Origin of the sequence: Pseudomonas sp. AM14(2022), assembly GCF_036346455.1 — a bacterium.
GTDB classification, from domain to species: Bacteria; Pseudomonadota; Gammaproteobacteria; order Pseudomonadales; family Pseudomonadaceae; genus Aquipseudomonas; species Aquipseudomonas putida_A.
Window position 1 is genome coordinate 155,584 of record NZ_JAOTNY010000014.1, and the last position, 15,801, is coordinate 171,384.

At 61.3% G+C, this 15,801-nt stretch carries 10 protein-coding genes and 2 pseudogenes; 4 read left to right on the forward strand and 8 right to left on the reverse strand.

The window, feature by feature from the left end; genetic code table 11:
* Positions 1 to 23 precede the first annotated feature (23 nt).
* Complete coding sequence (locus V3W27_RS23805) at positions 24 to 695, reverse strand: histidine phosphatase family protein (protein WP_330207685.1); 672 nt, start codon at positions 693 to 695, stop codon at positions 24 to 26.
* Positions 696 to 983: 288 nt separating this feature from the next.
* On the opposite strand from V3W27_RS23805, the pseudogene V3W27_RS28285 reads away from it, so the two are divergent.
* Together V3W27_RS28285 and V3W27_RS28290 are read left to right on the forward strand one after the other, a co-directional pair.
* A pseudogene (locus V3W27_RS28285) lies at positions 984 to 1,964 on the forward strand (methyl-accepting chemotaxis protein); the annotation flags it as partial.
* Positions 1,965 to 2,273: 309 nt separating this feature from the next.
* A pseudogene (locus tag V3W27_RS28290) lies at positions 2,274 to 2,870 on the forward strand (methyl-accepting chemotaxis protein); the annotation flags it as partial.
* A gap of 260 nt (positions 2,871 to 3,130) precedes the next feature.
* Here the strand turns inward: V3W27_RS28290 and V3W27_RS23815 are convergent.
* The 7 genes from V3W27_RS23815 to V3W27_RS23845 all read right to left on the reverse strand — a co-directional run bounded on the left by V3W27_RS23815 (position 3,131) and on the right by V3W27_RS23845 (position 13,639).
* A complete protein-coding gene (locus V3W27_RS23815) occupies positions 3,131 to 3,652 on the reverse strand; it encodes a hypothetical protein (protein WP_247267953.1) in 522 nt (173 codons plus the stop codon).
* Positions 3,653 to 3,797: 145 nt separating this feature from the next.
* Positions 3,798 to 5,171, reverse strand: coding sequence for a DUF1329 domain-containing protein (locus V3W27_RS23820; RefSeq protein ID WP_330207686.1), 1,374 nt, complete (start codon positions 5,169 to 5,171; stop codon positions 3,798 to 3,800).
* A 149-nt stretch (positions 5,172 to 5,320) separates the two neighbouring features.
* On the reverse strand, positions 5,321 to 7,279 hold the full coding sequence (locus V3W27_RS23825) for a DUF1302 domain-containing protein (protein WP_330207687.1): 1,959 nt from the start codon (positions 7,277 to 7,279) through the stop codon (positions 5,321 to 5,323).
* 42 nt (positions 7,280 to 7,321) lie between these two features.
* Positions 7,322 to 8,611: a phospholipase gene (locus V3W27_RS23830; RefSeq protein ID WP_330207688.1), complete on the reverse strand. Its 1,290-nt coding sequence runs from the start codon at positions 8,609 to 8,611 to the stop codon at positions 7,322 to 7,324.
* Positions 8,612 to 8,853: 242 nt separating this feature from the next.
* Positions 8,854 to 10,422: an FGGY-family carbohydrate kinase gene (locus tag V3W27_RS23835; RefSeq protein ID WP_330207689.1), complete on the reverse strand. Its 1,569-nt coding sequence runs from the start codon at positions 10,420 to 10,422 to the stop codon at positions 8,854 to 8,856.
* Positions 10,423 to 10,442: 20 nt separating this feature from the next.
* Complete coding sequence (locus V3W27_RS23840) at positions 10,443 to 12,038, reverse strand: glycerol-3-phosphate dehydrogenase/oxidase (protein ID WP_330207690.1); 1,596 nt, start codon at positions 12,036 to 12,038, stop codon at positions 10,443 to 10,445.
* Positions 12,039 to 12,043: 5 nt separating this feature from the next.
* Positions 12,044 to 13,639, reverse strand: coding sequence for an FAD-binding oxidoreductase (locus V3W27_RS23845; protein WP_330207691.1), 1,596 nt, complete (start codon positions 13,637 to 13,639; stop codon positions 12,044 to 12,046).
* 211 nt (positions 13,640 to 13,850) lie between these two features.
* Here V3W27_RS23845 and gliR point away from each other — a divergent pair, with 211 nt between their 5' ends.
* Positions 13,851 to 14,867 carry an AraC family transcriptional regulator GliR gene (gene gliR / locus V3W27_RS23850; RefSeq protein ID WP_285373952.1) on the forward strand — a complete coding sequence of 339 codons (1,017 nt, stop codon included), beginning with the start codon at positions 13,851 to 13,853 and terminating at the stop codon, positions 14,865 to 14,867.
* A gap of 480 nt (positions 14,868 to 15,347) precedes the next feature.
* Positions 15,348 to 15,713, forward strand: a complete 366-nt coding sequence (locus V3W27_RS23855) for a DUF6124 family protein (RefSeq protein ID WP_095139853.1) — start codon at positions 15,348 to 15,350, stop codon at positions 15,711 to 15,713.
* Positions 15,714 to 15,801: the final 88 nt, after the last annotated feature.

Below are 15,801 nucleotides of genomic sequence, written 5' to 3' on the forward strand. Positions count from 1 at the left end.
GCTGACGCTTGGCAAACGTCGTTTCATCGGGTGCTCACTGAGTGCCAGTCGGAGGCTTCGATGAAGCCAATCACCCGCGGGTCCGCTTTGTTTGCGGCAGACACAAACAGTGAGGAACCGTAGCCAGGGTCAGAAACCGGTGTATTCAAGTCCTTTTCCAGCTCCGCCATGCATTCGCTGTGGGTCACCAGGATCAGGTTGCGCCCCGCAAGCTTGTGCGCCAGCGCTTCCTGCAGGATGTGGCCCTTGCAGCTGATTAGCCAATCTTCGCCGCTGGCCGCGCGGTTGAACATGTAACCGGCGGTCTGCACGGTGCGCAGCATCGGGCTGTTGTAGATGTCGGCGTTATTCAGGCCCAGATGCTCAAACTGTGCACCGACACCGACCGCAACACTGCGCGAGCGGTCGGTGATGCCGTCGTCGCCACTCAGGCACGGCGCCGGCGAGTGATCGCAGCGCTCGACGTGACGCACCAGCACAATCATGTCGCCCTTGGCCCACCCGGCCGCCAGTGCCCGGTCACCGGACACATTGCCATGGGCCAGGTCCGGCACCGCCGCCGGGGCGAGCAGCCACAGGGTCAGCGGGATCACCAGCAGCAACGCGGCGAGCACCACCCAGGTATTGCGATAGCGGGCCAGTCCGCTCAGAGAAATCGAGCGTTTGACGCCGAACAGACTCAGTCTCAATTCCACATCGGGCCGCCTCGTCGGCATCCATCACAGTCAATTCGATGCGGCGAGGGTAGAGAGACGGGCGTAAGTGACGAGTGAAACGCATGTGAAAAAAGTCTTGAAGCGCCCTTGTTACAAATTCCGTCGGACAAAAACCTTTCAGCTCTCGTGTTTGCGGCCGATACAGACCTGCTAACACCCTTGCTGGCTCAAAAAAACAACAATCTTCCAGCCTGACCGACGATCAAGTAGCTCTACGTTCCTGGAGGAATTGTGATGAATAGCTGGTTCGGCAACATCAGCGTGAACATGAAATTGGGCCTGGGCTTCGGCCTGGTCCTGGCCCTGACCTGCGTGCTGGCCCTGACGGGCTGGACCAGCCTCGGCGGCCTGATTGACCGCAGCAACTGGATGAGCGACATCACCCAGCTCAATGCCGGTCTGACCAAGCTGCGCGTGGTGCGCCTGCAATACATGCTGACCAACGGCGACGAAACCGCCGCGCAGAATGTACAAACCACCCTCGAAAGCTTCGCCGCGCAACAACAAGCGCTGATCAACAAGTTCAAGAGCCCGGAAAACGTCAAACTGCTGAAAGAGCAGGCCGCGACTATCGCCGAATACCAGACCTCGCTGAACAAGATGCGCAACGCCTACCGTACCGGCAACAGCGCCCGCGACGTGATGGGCACCAACGCCGACACCGCTTACAACCTGATCGAAACGATCAGCAAGCGCGTGCAGCAAATGGACATGAGCGAGCAGCGCTTCGAGCAGTTCCAGGCCATCACCCAGGCCAAGGAAGCGTTCATCCTGGCGCGCTATGAAGTGCGCGGCTACACCGCCACCACCAACGCCGAAACCGAGCAGAAAGCCGTCGGCCAACTGGACGCAGCAATCGCCAGCCTCAAGCAACTGAACGTGCATTTCGCCGCCACCCAGCAAGACGCCCTGCGTCAGCTGGAAACCGCCCTGAGCAACTACCGCAGCGCGTTGCAGGCGTACAAGAACGCCAACAGCGAAGCGGTGCAGGCGCGTAAGGAGATGACCGATCAGGGCACCGCGATCGTCAACACCAGCGAGCAGCTGTACCAGATCCAGCTCGACCGCCGTGACATCGAAAGCGCCCAGGCGCGTACCTTCCAGCTGATCAGCACCCTGCTGGCGCTGTTGGTCGGTGTGATTGCCGCGGTGATCATCACCCGTCAGATCACCCGTCCGCTGCAAGAAACCCTGGCCGTGGTCGAGCGCATTGCCAGCGGCGACCTGACCCAGAACGTCACGGTCACCCGTCGCGACGAACTCGGCGTGCTGCAACAAGGCATTGCCCGCATGGGCGTGACCCTGCGCGACCTGATCAGCGGCATCCGCGACGGCGTCACCCAGATCGCCAGCGCCGCCGAAGAACTCTCGGCCGTGACCGAGCAGACCAGCGCCGGGGTGAACAGCCAGAAGGTCGAGACCGACCAGGTGGCCACCGCCATGCACGAGATGACCGCCACCGTGCAGGAAGTCGCGCGCAACGCCGAAGAAGCCTCGCAAGCCGCTGCCGCCGCTGACGGCGAAGCCCGTGAAGGCGACAAGGTGGTGAATGAAGCCATCGCGCAGATCGAGCGTCTGGCCAGCGAAGTGGTGCGCTCCACCGAAGCCATGAGCGTGCTGCAACAGGAAAGCGACAAGATCGGCAGCGTCATGGACGTGATCAAAGCCGTGGCCGAACAGACCAACCTGCTCGCGCTCAACGCCGCGATCGAAGCGGCGCGTGCCGGTGAAGCCGGGCGTGGTTTTGCCGTGGTCGCCGACGAAGTCCGTGGCCTCGCCCAGCGCACGCAGAAATCCACCGAAGAAATCGAAGGTCTGGTCGCCGGTCTGCAGAACGGCACCCAGCAAGTGGCGGCGGTGATGAACAACAGCCGCGCCCTGACCGACAGCAGCGTGGCCCTGACCCGCAAGGCTGGCGACTCCCTGGAGAACATCACCCGCACGGTGTCGAATATCCAGTCGATGAACCAGCAGATCGCCGCCGCGGCCGAACAGCAAAGCGCCGTGGCCGAAGAAATCAGCCGCAGCATCATCAACGTGCGCGACGTGTCGGAACAGACCGCCGCGGCCAGCGATGAAACCGCAGCGTCCAGCGTTGAACTGGCACGCCTGGGTGGTCAACTGCAACAGATGGTCAGCCACTTCCGCGTCTGATCTTCACCTTTGCGCTGAACGAAAGATCGATTCGCGAGCAAGCCCGCTCCCACAGGTAAGGCGTTGAACACAACTCATGTGAACAACGCCATTCCCTTGTAGGAGCGAGCCTGCTCGCGATGGTGTCAGCCCGACCACCCCATACTCACTGCCGCAACGCTCACACCTCCCACGGATTCATCACTTCCACTCACGAGAACTGAAAGTCCTTCACGTTCGCGTGGCGATTGCTGCGCCTGGGCAGGTCGTGCATCTGATGGTCAGCCAAGCTTGTTTGGCTGTGAAGCCTCCGCGCGCAAACTCTCTATTAACCGTTTCTCCGTACCATCCAAGGTTGTCAGTGGCTTGGTAATACCCGTAACAGAAAATACTACGTCGACCTCGCAGTAACGGCCGCCGGCTCCTTTTTGGGTCACGAAATTCAAACGGCCATTGACACGTAATTCGCCCGCCCCATCATGGTTTTCAAACATCACTTCACCCTGTTGCGCAGGATAGCGGGGGTAAAACTCACCATCAACAAACGCCAGACTCTGAATGTCACTAGATGGAAAAGTAAAATTGTCACTGTGTTGACGGTCTTTTTTAAACCTCAAGGAGATTAATGCCAAGGGGGCCTCATTTAGACCTGCGACCTCCAAACCTAAGCCTTGATCGTCAAATCGATGAACAATTGTCGTTTTAAAAGTGATTTTTTTTTCTAAGTCTCCAATACCCGATTTAACCAGAACCGTTCCCTTCATCTCGCCCTGCGACTTGTTAATTCCCTGATCGGTTTCCATATCGCTCGCCTCTCTCTGCCCTATACCCATATGGGAATTGGCGCGAAATCAGCATGCTTCAAAAGCAGAAAATTTTGACCTGTCATAGATGACAGGTCATAAGATTTGATCGCGATTAAAGAGCCGCTATCAATGCCTCAGCCCCTCACCGTGTCCCGCGCTGGCGCAACGCCGATGGCATGAAATACGCGTCTTCCGGCACCGGTTGCGAGAAGTCGACGGTGGAGGCTTCTTCGTTGTCGAGGTTCTGCACGTAGTAACGGCGGGCCTGCAGGTCGTGGAACACGTCCAGTGCGCTCCAGGTGGTCGGCAGGTCGTAGAAGTTTTTCAGGTAGGCCATCGACACACGCCACAGCTCCCCTCGCCCATCGTATTGATCGACCAGCGCCGCGCCCCAACTGTCCTCGTCGAGAAACAGCACGCGCTTGGAATAGACATGCCGCGCACCCGGTTTCAGGTTGCCTTCGACCACCCACACGCGGTGCAGCTCATAGCGGGTGAATTGCGGGTTGAGGTGGCCGGGGGTCAGCAGCTGCGCGTACTTCACGTCCGGGCTGCCAACCTTGTAGTTGTTGTAGGGAATGTAGATTTCCTGCTTGCCCTTGAGCTTCCAGTCGTAGCGGTCCGGCGAGCCGTTGAACAGGTCGGTATCGTCCGCCGTGCGCAGGCCATCGGATGAGGCGATCGGCGTGTCATATGCCAGGTTCGGCGCGCGGCGCACACGGCGTTGGCCGGCGTCGTAGACCCAGGCCTGGCGCGGGTCCTTGAGCTGATCGAGCATCTCGTGCACCAGCGCCGCACCGCCGGCCAGCCGCGCCGGACTTTTCACGAAGGCGAGGTAGTAGAACAGGATGTTTTTCAGGTCAGCATACTGCCCGCCCGGACGATAGAAATTGAACAGCGCTTCCTGCTGCGAAGTCACCAGCGCAAAGCTGCCGTTGCGCTGCACCGGGGCTTCGGATGCGCGACGCACCACGTAGATCCCGCGATAACGGGTGATGTGGTTCCACAGCACCTCGATGCCGTCCTTGGGCACCGGGAACGGTACGCCGCCGTAGGCATCGGCGAATCCGCTGCCGCCCTCCAGCAGCTTGGCCGAGATCGCGTTCTTCAGGGTGTTGTCATACAGCCACTGCGGCGCCGAACCGGAACGACGCGATGGATAGACCGGCATCTGGAACGTGTCGGGGTAGCTGTTGAACAGCGCAATCTGACCGGGGCTGAGGTGGGCCTTGTACTGGTCGAGATTGGCCTTGGTAATGGTGAACAACGGCTTGTCCGCCGCATATGGATCCGGGTGATGTTGGCCCGGTTTGTAGCCGGCGGGCGCCTGGGTGATGCCGCCGGTCCAGGCCGGAATGGTGCCGGCGGCGTTGCCGGCGCGCTCGGCGCCCATAGGCGTGAGGGTGGTTTTCAGTTGTTCGGCTTGTTGTGGGGTGATGGCGGCGAGGGCGCTGCCGGCGGTGAAGCCCAGAACCAGCGCCAACATGGTTTTGCTGAATCGTGATGAGTAAAACATGATCGCTCTCCGTGTGAGGTCTGCAGGACACCGCAGTTCCCCTGTGGGAGCGGGCTTGCTCGCGAAGGCGGTGTGTCATTCAAAATAACGGTGACTGACACGGCGCATTCGCGAGCAAGCCCGCTCCCACAATGGATCTGCGTGTAGTCCTAAAGGAAATACTTGAGGTTGAACCCGACGTTGTCGCGGTCGCGAATCCCGTTGTTCTGCCCGCCGCCCCAGAAGTTGGTGTATTGCACCTCGGCTTCGAGCTTGTTCTGGTAGTTGGCCTTGATCCCCAGGGTGTAGGCCTTGCGACCTTCGATGGTGTTGCCGGCCTGATAGCTGTTGCCCTTGAAGTCGTCCTTGTAGACGACGTAAGGCGAGACGTTGACCCCGGCGTACACGTCGTTCCAGGTACCGTTGAACATCACCGTGTAGCTGTAGGAGTTGCGGTTGACCTGATCGTCACGATCACCGCCGGAGACATAAGAGGTGTTGCCGGTACCGGCGTAATAGCGCGTGCTGCCGTCGTAGGCGGTGTATTGCAGACTGCTGCCGCGCAGGTGTTCGGAGGCCAGTTCGAAGATGCCGAACATCGAGTCGAACGACAGCGTCGGGCCGAAGTTGTAGATGCTGCCCAGCGAGGTGTTGAACGCCTCCACGCGCTCGGCGTTATTGATCTCGCTGTCGAGGGTGACCATCTGCCCGCCGACGTTGACGGGCTTGCCGGTCACCGCCACAGCGGAGCCGTTGGCCAGGTCGCCAATCAAATCGTTGGTAGCCGCCACACCGATCGGCAGGTTCGGCCGATAGGCGATCTCGCCGAATACTGAAGCCTGACCCAAAGTGGTGTTGAAGCTGAAACCGTACATGCGGATGTCTTCGGCATAGCGCCGATGCGCCTGAATATTGCCCATCACGTCGGCTGTCGCCAGACCATTCGCCAGCGCCCCGGCCTGACTGCCAGCGACGCTGGAGAGCATGTTGGTCAGGGCATTTATGTCGATGCCTTTGTAGCCACCGAGGTCAGCGGCGATGGTCGGCTCCTTGGCGTGGTAGTTGACCAGATACAGGCCGAACTCGGTGCTGTTGAGCTCCTCGGCGATGTAGCGAAACGCAAAGCCAAACTGACCATCGTTGCGCGCGTTGTAGTCCTTGCCGACCGACGCCACTTTCAGCGTATTGCCGTAGGCCGGCGTCACGCCGTTGGCGTACAGGCCAGTGGTCTGCAAAACCGGACTGAGCAACGGGTTGTTGCCTAATGCGCTGTACAAGCCGATGACGTTGCCGAAGCCCGGCACCGGCGTATCAAGCGCGGTGCCGCTGAAGTTGTTGTAACCGGTGTTGCCGCCATCGGCGAACAGGTCGGTCTGTGAGTAGAAAGTGCCAACCGGGTCGATGCGGGTTTCCTTCCAGTTGGTCTGGTAGAAGCTCTCCAGGGTCAGCGAATCGGTCAGGCCGATGTTGAAGCTCACCGCCTCCACCGGCATCAGCACTTCCTTGACTTCGGCGCCCGGCAAGCGGTACTTGGCGGCGTCCACCGGGTTGGTGGTGTTGATCCCGCCGCGATAGAAAATCCCCTCGCCCCAGTTGAACACCTGACGCCCGACCCGCGCGGTGAGCGGCATCTGCGCCACGTCCCAGTTGCCGTAGACATAGGCGTCGAGCATCTCGATCCGGCTGCCGGCGATGTCGCGGGTCTGACTGGTGAAACGGTCGTCTTGCGGATAGCTCTGGCTTGGTTGCGACGGGTTGTTGTTGCGGTAGTAATCGTTGCGCTTGTCCATCAACTGGGTGTCGTAGAACGCGGTGCCGCGCAGGAACATCCCGTAGTTCTGGTAGTTGGCTTCCAGCTCCGAAGTGATCTTGTACACCTCGGAAACCAGCCCGGTGTCGAAGTTGCGATTGCCGTCATTGGTGTTGACGTCATCGTTGTTCTTGTCGCGGCCCTGCACCCGCCACAAACGACCATACGACAGGGTCGTGTCGATCGAGCCGGTGACCTGATTGTCCAGCACGCTGAACTCGGCAGCCTGCAACGCATCCACCGCGCAGAGTTGCAGCAGTCCTGCCAAGCCGACACCGGGCAATGCCACGCCGGTGAGGCGCAATCGAGTGTTGATCATGGGTGCCTCCTTGTTCTTATTGTTTTTGTGTGGCCGCGATGGCTACGGTGCCAGTCCCGCACGGACATAAATCCGGCTGTGCGCGCCGAAATGGCCGAGCAGTTTGAACAGCTGCTGATTGAGTGCTGGATGCTCGAAGGTCTCGCGCTGTAGTTGATTGCCGCTACTGAAATCACTGGTCACCTGCGCCGTATCCAGCCATTGACCGATGGCTTCATCGAACGCTGCCGAGTCCTCGACCGACTCGGCGCTGACCACGTCGCGCAAGTAGTCCACCGAGTACGGCGGATAGTGTTGGTCTTGAGCGACATCGGCGTAGGCCGCGAGCATCGGATGCGCCTGACCGGTGCGCAGCACGCGGCGCAACCAGGTTGATTGATACTTCTCGATTTCCATATGGCGGGTGGCGACCCGTTCGATCGAGGCTTTTTTATCATCGGCAAAACCGGCCAGCGCCTTGCCTTCCAGCAGCAACAGACTCGGCAGTTCGACCCCGGGCAGCGGCTTGGCGTGATACGGCTGAGTCAGGTCCTGCACATGGTGCGCGCCCCAACCGAGGAACCGATAGCCCCAGTAGGGATGGCCAGAGGCGAATGCCAGTCGCGCTAGGCCCAGGTACTGATAGGCGCGCCAGTCCGGCCAACTGCGCTGAAGAAATCCGGCAGCGGCATACACCACCGCGCTTTCATGGAAGAAGCCCATGTGGAACGGCGCCTGCGAGCTGTACTGAAAACGCGCATCGCCGAACGGCTGCGGGCCGAAGCCATACAGCGCGCCGACCTCGCCGGGGTTGTCGCTGAACAGGTTGATGTCGTGACCGTAATCCGGCTCGTCGGCGGCGCTTGCCAGCACCGCCAGCGGTGCAACTTTCTCGCCGTCCGCCACGCGGATGAAACGCTGGCGATTCCATGGCGAAAGCGTCTGTTCGACCATCACCTGATCGGCACTGAGATGTTCGCGTTCGGGGATGTCTTGACCCGGCAGCGGCTGAATGACCATCGCCAGATGAATGCGCGGATTGAGCCGCAACGCGGTGAGAAAATCGTGGCGCAGATTGTCACCCGGTACGGCGGGCAGCTTCAGGTTGTCGGGGCGCGGCGGGTACTGGGTGAAGTGTTCACGGGCGAAGCTTTCCTGTTGCTCCAGCAATGCGACCACGGCCGGATATTGCTCGGCGAGAAAACGCTCCAGCGGCTCGACTTCGACCGGCAGCGCATCGCGCAGCGCCGGCAGTTCCTGCAACGCCAGATAGCTGCCCACCGTGTGGTTCGACCAGCCCCACGCCGTTGGGGCCGTTGCACAAAGCAGCAACAGGAGAAAGGTCAGCTTCATTGCTTTTAATTCTTATTGGAGGTGCTGTGGGGGTTGAGCCTAACAACCGCCCCCGGCGCTGACACTGTCCGATCTCACCAGAAAAAGTCTCCGATAGCGCCATGTGCACAATAGCGAGAACACCAATGTTCCCTGTGGGAGCGGGCTTGCTCGCGAAGGCGGTCTACCTGTCGCCTCATGTGCAAGCTGATACACCGCCTTCGCGAGCAAGCCCGCTCCCACAGGAGATCACCACCGTACTTTTAAGCGGGGTAACCGGTGATTTTGCGGATGCTCTGGTACAGCGGCTTGAGCTGGCGATACATGCGCAGGTACACCTCGTTGTACAAACGCTCATAGACCTGCTGCGCCTCGGGCTGCGGCGTGAACACCGTGCCCACTCGCGTCATCGCAGCGATCGCCGTGGGGAAATCCGCATACAAGCCCAACCCCACCGCACAACAGATCGCCGCGCCCAGCCCGGACGCTTCGTACACATGCGGACGCTCCGCCGGCAGGCCAAAAATATTCGCCGTCAGCTGCATCGCCGCATCGCTCTGCGAACCGCCACCGGCCACCCGCAGACGCTTGACCGACACCTTCGAACGCCTCTCGATGTTCTCCATGCCCTGACGCAACGCATACGCCAACCCTTCGAGAATCGCCCGGTAAATATGCGCGCGGGTGTGCACGTCGCCGAAGCCGATCATCGCGCCTTTGGCTTCGACACCCGGCTCACGAATCCCCGGCGACCAATACGGTTGCAGCATCAGCCCCATCGACCCCGGCGGTACCGCGTTCACCAGCGCATCGAACAGTTGCTCGGGTTCAATGCCCTGCTCTTTGGCCTGCTGCATCTCACGCAGACCGAACTCGTTCTTGAACCAGCTGACCATCCAGTAACCGCGATAAATCATCACCTCGCAGTTGTACTGATCCGGCACCGCCGAGGGGTACGGCGGGATCAGCGGGACGATTTCCAGATAGCGCGAACGGGTGCTGGTGATCGTCGCGGTGGTGCCGTAGGACAGGCACACCGTGCTCGTATCGACCACGCCGGCACCGACCACTTCGCAGGCCTTGTCAGCGCCCGCGGCAATCAGCGGCAGACCCTCGGGAATCCCCGTGTGACGGCTAGCTTCGGCGCTGATGTAGCCGAGGGTTTCGCCGGGTTTGTGCAAGGTCGGCAATTGCTCCGGACGCACCGCCAGCGCCTGCCATTTCCAGTCGCTGGGCGCGGCCCATTTCAGGCGCTTGAAGTCGAACGGCAGATAGCCGACGCAACAACCCACCGAGTCGACAAAGCGCCCACACAAACGATGGGAGAGAAACCCCGAGAGCAGCAAAAACTTGTCGGTCGCCGCCCAGATTTCCGGTTGATGTCGGGCGATCCAGTTGGCCTCGGCCTGAGCACGAAAGTAATCCACGGTGGCCTGCGCGCCGACCAGTTTGAATAGCCAGCCCCACGGCCCCTTGATCCCGCCCTCGACTTCGCTCTGGCGCTGATCGAGCCACAGAATGGCCGGGCGCAGCGGCTTGCCCTGAGCATCGACGTTGATCACCGTGCCGCGCTGAGTGGTCAGCGACACCCCGGCAATCTGCGAGCGATCAATCCCGGTTTGCGCCCATACCTGCTGGCAAGCCTCGCCGAGTTTCGCCCAGTAATAGTCCGGGTCCTGTTCGGCCCAGCCCGGTTGCGTCGAGTAGTACGCCTGCAACTCGACCTTGCCTTTGCCGAGCAGATTGCCCTGCAAATCGAAGAGCAATGCGCGCACGCTCTGGGTGCCGTTGTCGATCGCCAGCAGGTAGCGCTTGTTCGAGTGGTTATCCATGGCGCTCTCTTCAAGGGGCATCAAGGCGTGGAATCCGGCAGACCGTGATGGCGTTGCCACAACGCCCGGTAACGCTGCAGCTCTTGCTGCCAGTGTGCATCGTCCCAGCCCAGTCTTGGCTGGCAGAGTTGGCGGATGGCAGCGAAATATTCTTCACCACCGCGCGCCAGCAACAGGCCCAGACGGGTACGGCGCAGCAACAGATCATCGAGGTGCAGCACCATTTCCGCTTCGCAGGCAAAGGCCAGCTCTGCCCACAAGGTATCGGTGTTGCCGACCGTTTCGTGGCCCAACTCGGCGATCAGTTGCGCCAGTCGCGGCAGGTCACGACCGTGGCGTCCGGCCAGACGTCGCCACTGTTGCGGGCTGAGTCCGGGGATCGGCCGTGGCACTACGGCGGCAAAAACCGCTGCGCCATCATCTTCGAAATCGCGGCCAAGCATGTCGGCACAGGCCTTGAGCACTTCGACGGCTTGCGGGCGAAACGTCGTCAGTTTGCCGCCGGCCAACGTGACGCAACCCGGCTCCTGCCACAGCACATGCTCACGGGTTTCATTCGACGGTTTGCCTTGCTGCTCACCCGCCGCGCTGCCCACCACCGGACGCACGCCGGACCAGGTCGACAGCACATCGCTCGCCGTCACTTCGGCACCCGGAAATTGTTGCGTGCAGGCCGCCAGCAGATAGTCGAGTTCGTCGGCGCTGATGCTCGCGCTCTGATCCAGATTCTCGCGATGATCGAGATCCGTAGTGCCAACCACCGTCGCCCCTTCCCACGGAAACACGAACACTGGCCGACGGTCGCGCTCATGCAAAAAAGTGAAGGCCTGCGCCACCGGCAAACGCCAGCCCGGCAGCAGCAGATGGCTGCCACGCAGCGGGCGCAATTGCCGCGGAGCCTCGGGCAAACGCAGGCGCTCAGCCCACGCTCCGGTCGCCACCGCCAACACGCCGCAACGCAATTGCAGCGATCCACCCGCTTCGCAGTCCTCGATCTGCACCCCACACACCCGACCGTTTTCGCGCAGCAAATGTTCGACGCGCACCCCGTTGAGCACTACCGCGCCATCGGCTCGCGCTTCGCTTAACACGCGCATCACCAGCCGTGCGTCATCGGTCAGCGCATCGACAAAACAGGTGCCGCCGAGCAGGTAATTTTCCTTCACCCCCGGCGCGAGAAAACGCAGTTGCTGCGCGTCATGAAAACGATGGCTGCGGCGTCCGGCCAACGCGTCGTAAACCGACAACAAGCCACCGAGCACACGCGGCCCGGGAAAGCCGCCGCGATAGTGCGGCATCATGAAACTCATCGGTTCCACCAGTCCCGGCGCTTCGTCGAGCAGACGCTGACGCTCACGCACCGAATCGCGGGTCAGGCGCCACTGGCCCTTGGCGATGTAACGCAAACCGCCGTGAACCATTTTCGACGATCGGCTGGAGGTGCCCCAGGCGAAATCCCGTTGCTCCAGCAGCAGACAACGCCAGCCACGCCGTGCCGCTTCGCGCAGAATTCCAGCACCGCTGATGCCGCCGCCAATCACGATCAGGTCCCAGGTTTCGTCGGTCAATGTCGGCAAGGTTTGCTGGCGCCACGCGGCGTTCCAGTCCGGGGGCATGATCGTCACTCCTGCAACAGCGTGCCGGGGTTGAGGCGCCCGGCCGGATCGAAGTGCCTGCTCAGCGCCTGCAAGGTATCCATCGCCAGCGCGCCTTTTTCGCGCGGCAGGTACGGCGCGTGATCCTTGCCGACCCCATGCTGGTGGCTGATGGTGCCGTGGTTGTCGACGATGGTCTGGCTGGCCGCGTGCTTGAGCGCCTGCCAGCGCGCCAGCGTCGCCGGATAATCCGCCGCCGGGCGAAACACGTAAGTGGTGTAGATGCTCGAGCCTTCGCCGTAAACGTGGGACAGATGGGTGAACACATGCACCCGCTCGCCCTGCGCTGCCAAGGCATCGCGCAGGCTGTTTTCGATCAGGTTGAGCAGATTGTCGACGTTGCTCCAGTCGGTGGCGGTTTCCAGGGTGTCGACCACGTAACCGGCGTTCCACAGGTTCTCGCGCAGGTAGGGAAAACGGAAGCGATTCTGCGCCCACTTCTTGCCAAGCAACGTACCGGTGAACACACCGCCGAAGGCTTTCAGATGCTGGCGCGCCTGGCTCAGCGACAGCGCGTTTTGCCGACGGTTGCCGGTCACGCCGAAGGTTAGCAGGCACTTGCCTTCACCGGCACCGCGCAGGTTCAGATACTTTTCCAGCCAGGCGATCTGCTGCGGATGACCGGCCAGCGCCAGTTGGGTTTCGGTCTCCACCGCGTTCGACAGGCGCAGCATCGACAACGGCACTCGCGCCTGGGCCAATTGGCGGATCGCTTGCAGCGCCTTGCTCCAACTGGGCAGGAACACCCCGTAGAAACGCTCATCGGCGGGCAGCGGACTGACCCGAACTTTGACCTGGGAAATGATCCCGAAGCGGCCCTCGCAACCGAGCACCACTTCGCGCAGATCAGGCCCCGCCGCCGAAGCTGGGAACGTCGGAATTTCCAAGGGCCCGGCGAAAGTTTCCAGGGTGCCGCCAGCGAACAATTGCTCGATGCGCCCGTAGCGCAACGACTGCTGACCACTGGAGCGACTGGCCACCCAACCGCCCAGCGTCGACAACTCCCACGACTGCGGGAAATGCCCCAGCGTATAGCCGCGAGCGCGCAGCTGACTTTCCACCTGCGGGCCACTGGCGCCGGGGCCGAACGTCGCCAGTTGGCTCTGCTCGTCGAGGTCGATCAGGCGATTCATCCGCGCCAGCGACACCGTCACCACCGGCCGCGTCGAATCCGGCGGGTTGATGTGCCCGGCCACTGAGGTGCCACCGCCATAAGGAATCAGGCACAGGTTCTGTTCATGGGCGAGCGCCAGTAATTGACGGATCTGCCCGGCGGTTTCGGGAAACGCCACCGCATCGGGATAGATGCCCAGCGCGCCTTCGCGCAACGCCAGCCAGTCCGGCAGACTCTGGCCCCGGGCGTGCAGCAGACGGTCATGGGCGTCGACGCTGTACAGGGCGTGCGCCGCCAGCCGTGAGAGCGGCACCCGCGCCAATGCCGACTCCAGCGTGGCATCGGGCAACACGTGCCCGGCCCCCAGTCGTTCATGGAGAAAACTCGCGCCCTGGGCCGGCAGTTCGACCACCGTGGTTGCATCTCCCCAGCCGTTCCAGCGTCGCATGCGTGTGTCCTTCTTATGCAGTCTGATCAGTGATGTGGCAGGCCTCCATACTAGTCAGCGGCCGCAAAGTGTCACGGTCGCATCCGGCCAGTTCGAGTAGCCAATTGAGTCAAACGTCGCGCAAGTGCCAGCCATTTACTTTAGTCGGGGTTTCAAATTACCTTTCAGGCATTCATTCGCTCACGCAGGCCTTGATCAAGGGATTCGGATCATGCAATCGCTCGGCTTCACCTCGGTTCCGCCGCTGCTCAAATACGTGCGCCATGCCGAGCAGCTGGGCATGGCCATCGAGCCGGCGCTGGCGGCAGCCGGATTGCAGGCGCAGCAACTGAGCGACAACAGCCTGCGCCTGCCGGGCGAAACCCATGAGCGCCTGCTCGATTATTTCTGCGAGCACTCGGGCGATCCGCTGTTTGGTCTCAACGCGGCAAATTTCGTCCTGCCCAACTCCTGGAGCGTGCTCGGTTACATCACCATGAACTGTGCGACCCTGGGCGATGCCATGAGCCGGATCATGCCGTTCGAAAAACTGGTGGGCGACATGGGCGTCAGCCGTGCCGAAGTACAGGACGGCCACGTACACCTGATCTGGACTTGCCGCTACGAGCGTCCGCGGATTCGCCGGCATCTGGTGGAAAACGTTCTTGGCTCTTGGCTGCAATATGCACGCTGGATTGCCGACACACAGATGTCGCCCGCCGCCGTGTGGCTGGAACATCCGCGCCCACCAGACGCCAGTCAGGCGCAATACGAAGCGTTTTTCGATTGCCCGGTGCTGTTCGAGCAGGCGTATTCGGCGCTGATCGTGCCGCTGGCGTATCTGCAATTACCGCTGCGCCAGGCCGATGCGCAGTTGCTGCGCACCCTGGAAGAACACGCGATGGGCTTGATGGCGACGCTGGAGGATGCGTCGCTGGAACAACGGGTCAAAAGCATCCTGCGCCAGTTGCTCAAGGAAGGTTTGCCGCGCAAGGAACAGGTGGCCGAGCAGCTCGCGGTGTCGGTGCGCACGTTGCAACGCCAGTTGCATCAGGCGGGGACGTCGTATCAGCAGATTCTGGATGACTTGCGTCAGGAGCTGGCGGAGCATTATTTGCTCAACAGCACCTTGCCGATTCAGGACATTGCGCAGTATCTGGGGTTTACCGAGCCGAGGTCGTTTCACCGCACGTTCAAGAGCCGGCGCGGGATGCCGCCGGGGGAGTTTCGGCAGATGCATCGCGGGTGATTGTTCTGGCCTCATCGCGAGCAGGCTCACTCCTACAGTGAGTCGTGCGGAACACAAAATCTGCGTTCACTGAAGATCATTTGTAGGAGTGAGCCTGCTCGCGATGAGGCCAGCCGCCATAACGCAGTAAACACTTTTAGTACAAATGTTTAAAGACACTCAGTGTTACGCCCTACTGCCTACAAATCCTTGCGCCACTGCCTACGGCTACGCCAGAATCCGCCGGCTTGTGCGCCCCGGAGGCCGTCGGTAACTTGAGTCCGTCACTGATTTCCAGTGATCGGGTTTAGTAGCCCGAGGTAATTCGGCTGGTCGTACATTCATCACAGGTGCTGCATACCTGAGCTTGATGGTGGCTGTACGTAGGGCGCTTCGGCGCGCCGGCTTAAGCTGAGTTCCCCGGTCTACTAACCTGCGTACAGCTGCCACCCTTTCGTTTAGTAGCAAAGGGGCTGGCGCTCAATGACGGGAACACAGCCTATGTTCAAAGTTACGCCAAACCCACCGGACACCGGTCCGGCCTCCCCCTACGAATCCCCCGAATCAAGGAAATTCCACGAAGCCGCCGAGCGCGCCCTCGACCACTACCTCGGCCCACCGAGGCCCGCGATCATGGCCACCCCGTACCAGCCCAATCGTCTCTACATGGCCAACCCGGCCAGCGGCACCGAACCGTTGCTGGCCGATGCCTGCGAATCCCTTGGCTCGGCCACCGTGATGCTCAACGACTTCGCCGGCCTGCTTGAAGGCTCACACCGCAAGACCCTGCAAGGCATCGCGCAGGTGGTGATGGTGGCGGAAATCGCCGTCAATCGGGTGCTGGATCAGTTAGTGCCAACCGAGTAACGAAAAAGCCCGCGGCAAAACCTTAGTGGTTTGGCAGCGGGCTTTTTTGTATGGTGTGAATCTTTTTCCCTCACCCCAGCCCTCTCCC

Excerpts from the sequence above, each read along its gene's own strand:
- V3W27_RS23815 (WP_247267953.1), bottom strand. The coding sequence starts at position 3,652 with ATGGAAACCGATCAGGGAATTAACAAGTCGCAGGGCGAGATGAAGGGA.
- V3W27_RS23820 (WP_330207686.1), bottom strand. The coding sequence starts at position 5,171 with ATGTTTTACTCATCACGATTCAGCAAAACCATGTTGGCGCTGGTTCTG.
- V3W27_RS23825 (WP_330207687.1), bottom strand. The coding sequence starts at position 7,279 with ATGATCAACACTCGATTGCGCCTCACCGGCGTGGCATTGCCCGGTGTC.
- V3W27_RS23830 (WP_330207688.1), bottom strand. The coding sequence starts at position 8,611 with ATGAAGCTGACCTTTCTCCTGTTGCTGCTTTGTGCAACGGCCCCAACG.
- V3W27_RS23835 (WP_330207689.1), bottom strand. The coding sequence starts at position 10,422 with ATGGATAACCACTCGAACAAGCGCTACCTGCTGGCGATCGACAACGGC.
- V3W27_RS23840 (WP_330207690.1), bottom strand. The coding sequence starts at position 12,038 with ATGCCCCCGGACTGGAACGCCGCGTGGCGCCAGCAAACCTTGCCGACA.
- V3W27_RS23845 (WP_330207691.1), bottom strand. The coding sequence starts at position 13,639 with ATGCGACGCTGGAACGGCTGGGGAGATGCAACCACGGTGGTCGAACTG.
- gliR (WP_285373952.1), top strand. The coding sequence starts at position 13,851 with ATGCAATCGCTCGGCTTCACCTCGGTTCCGCCGCTGCTCAAATACGTG.
- V3W27_RS23855 (WP_095139853.1), top strand. The coding sequence starts at position 15,348 with ATGTTCAAAGTTACGCCAAACCCACCGGACACCGGTCCGGCCTCCCCC.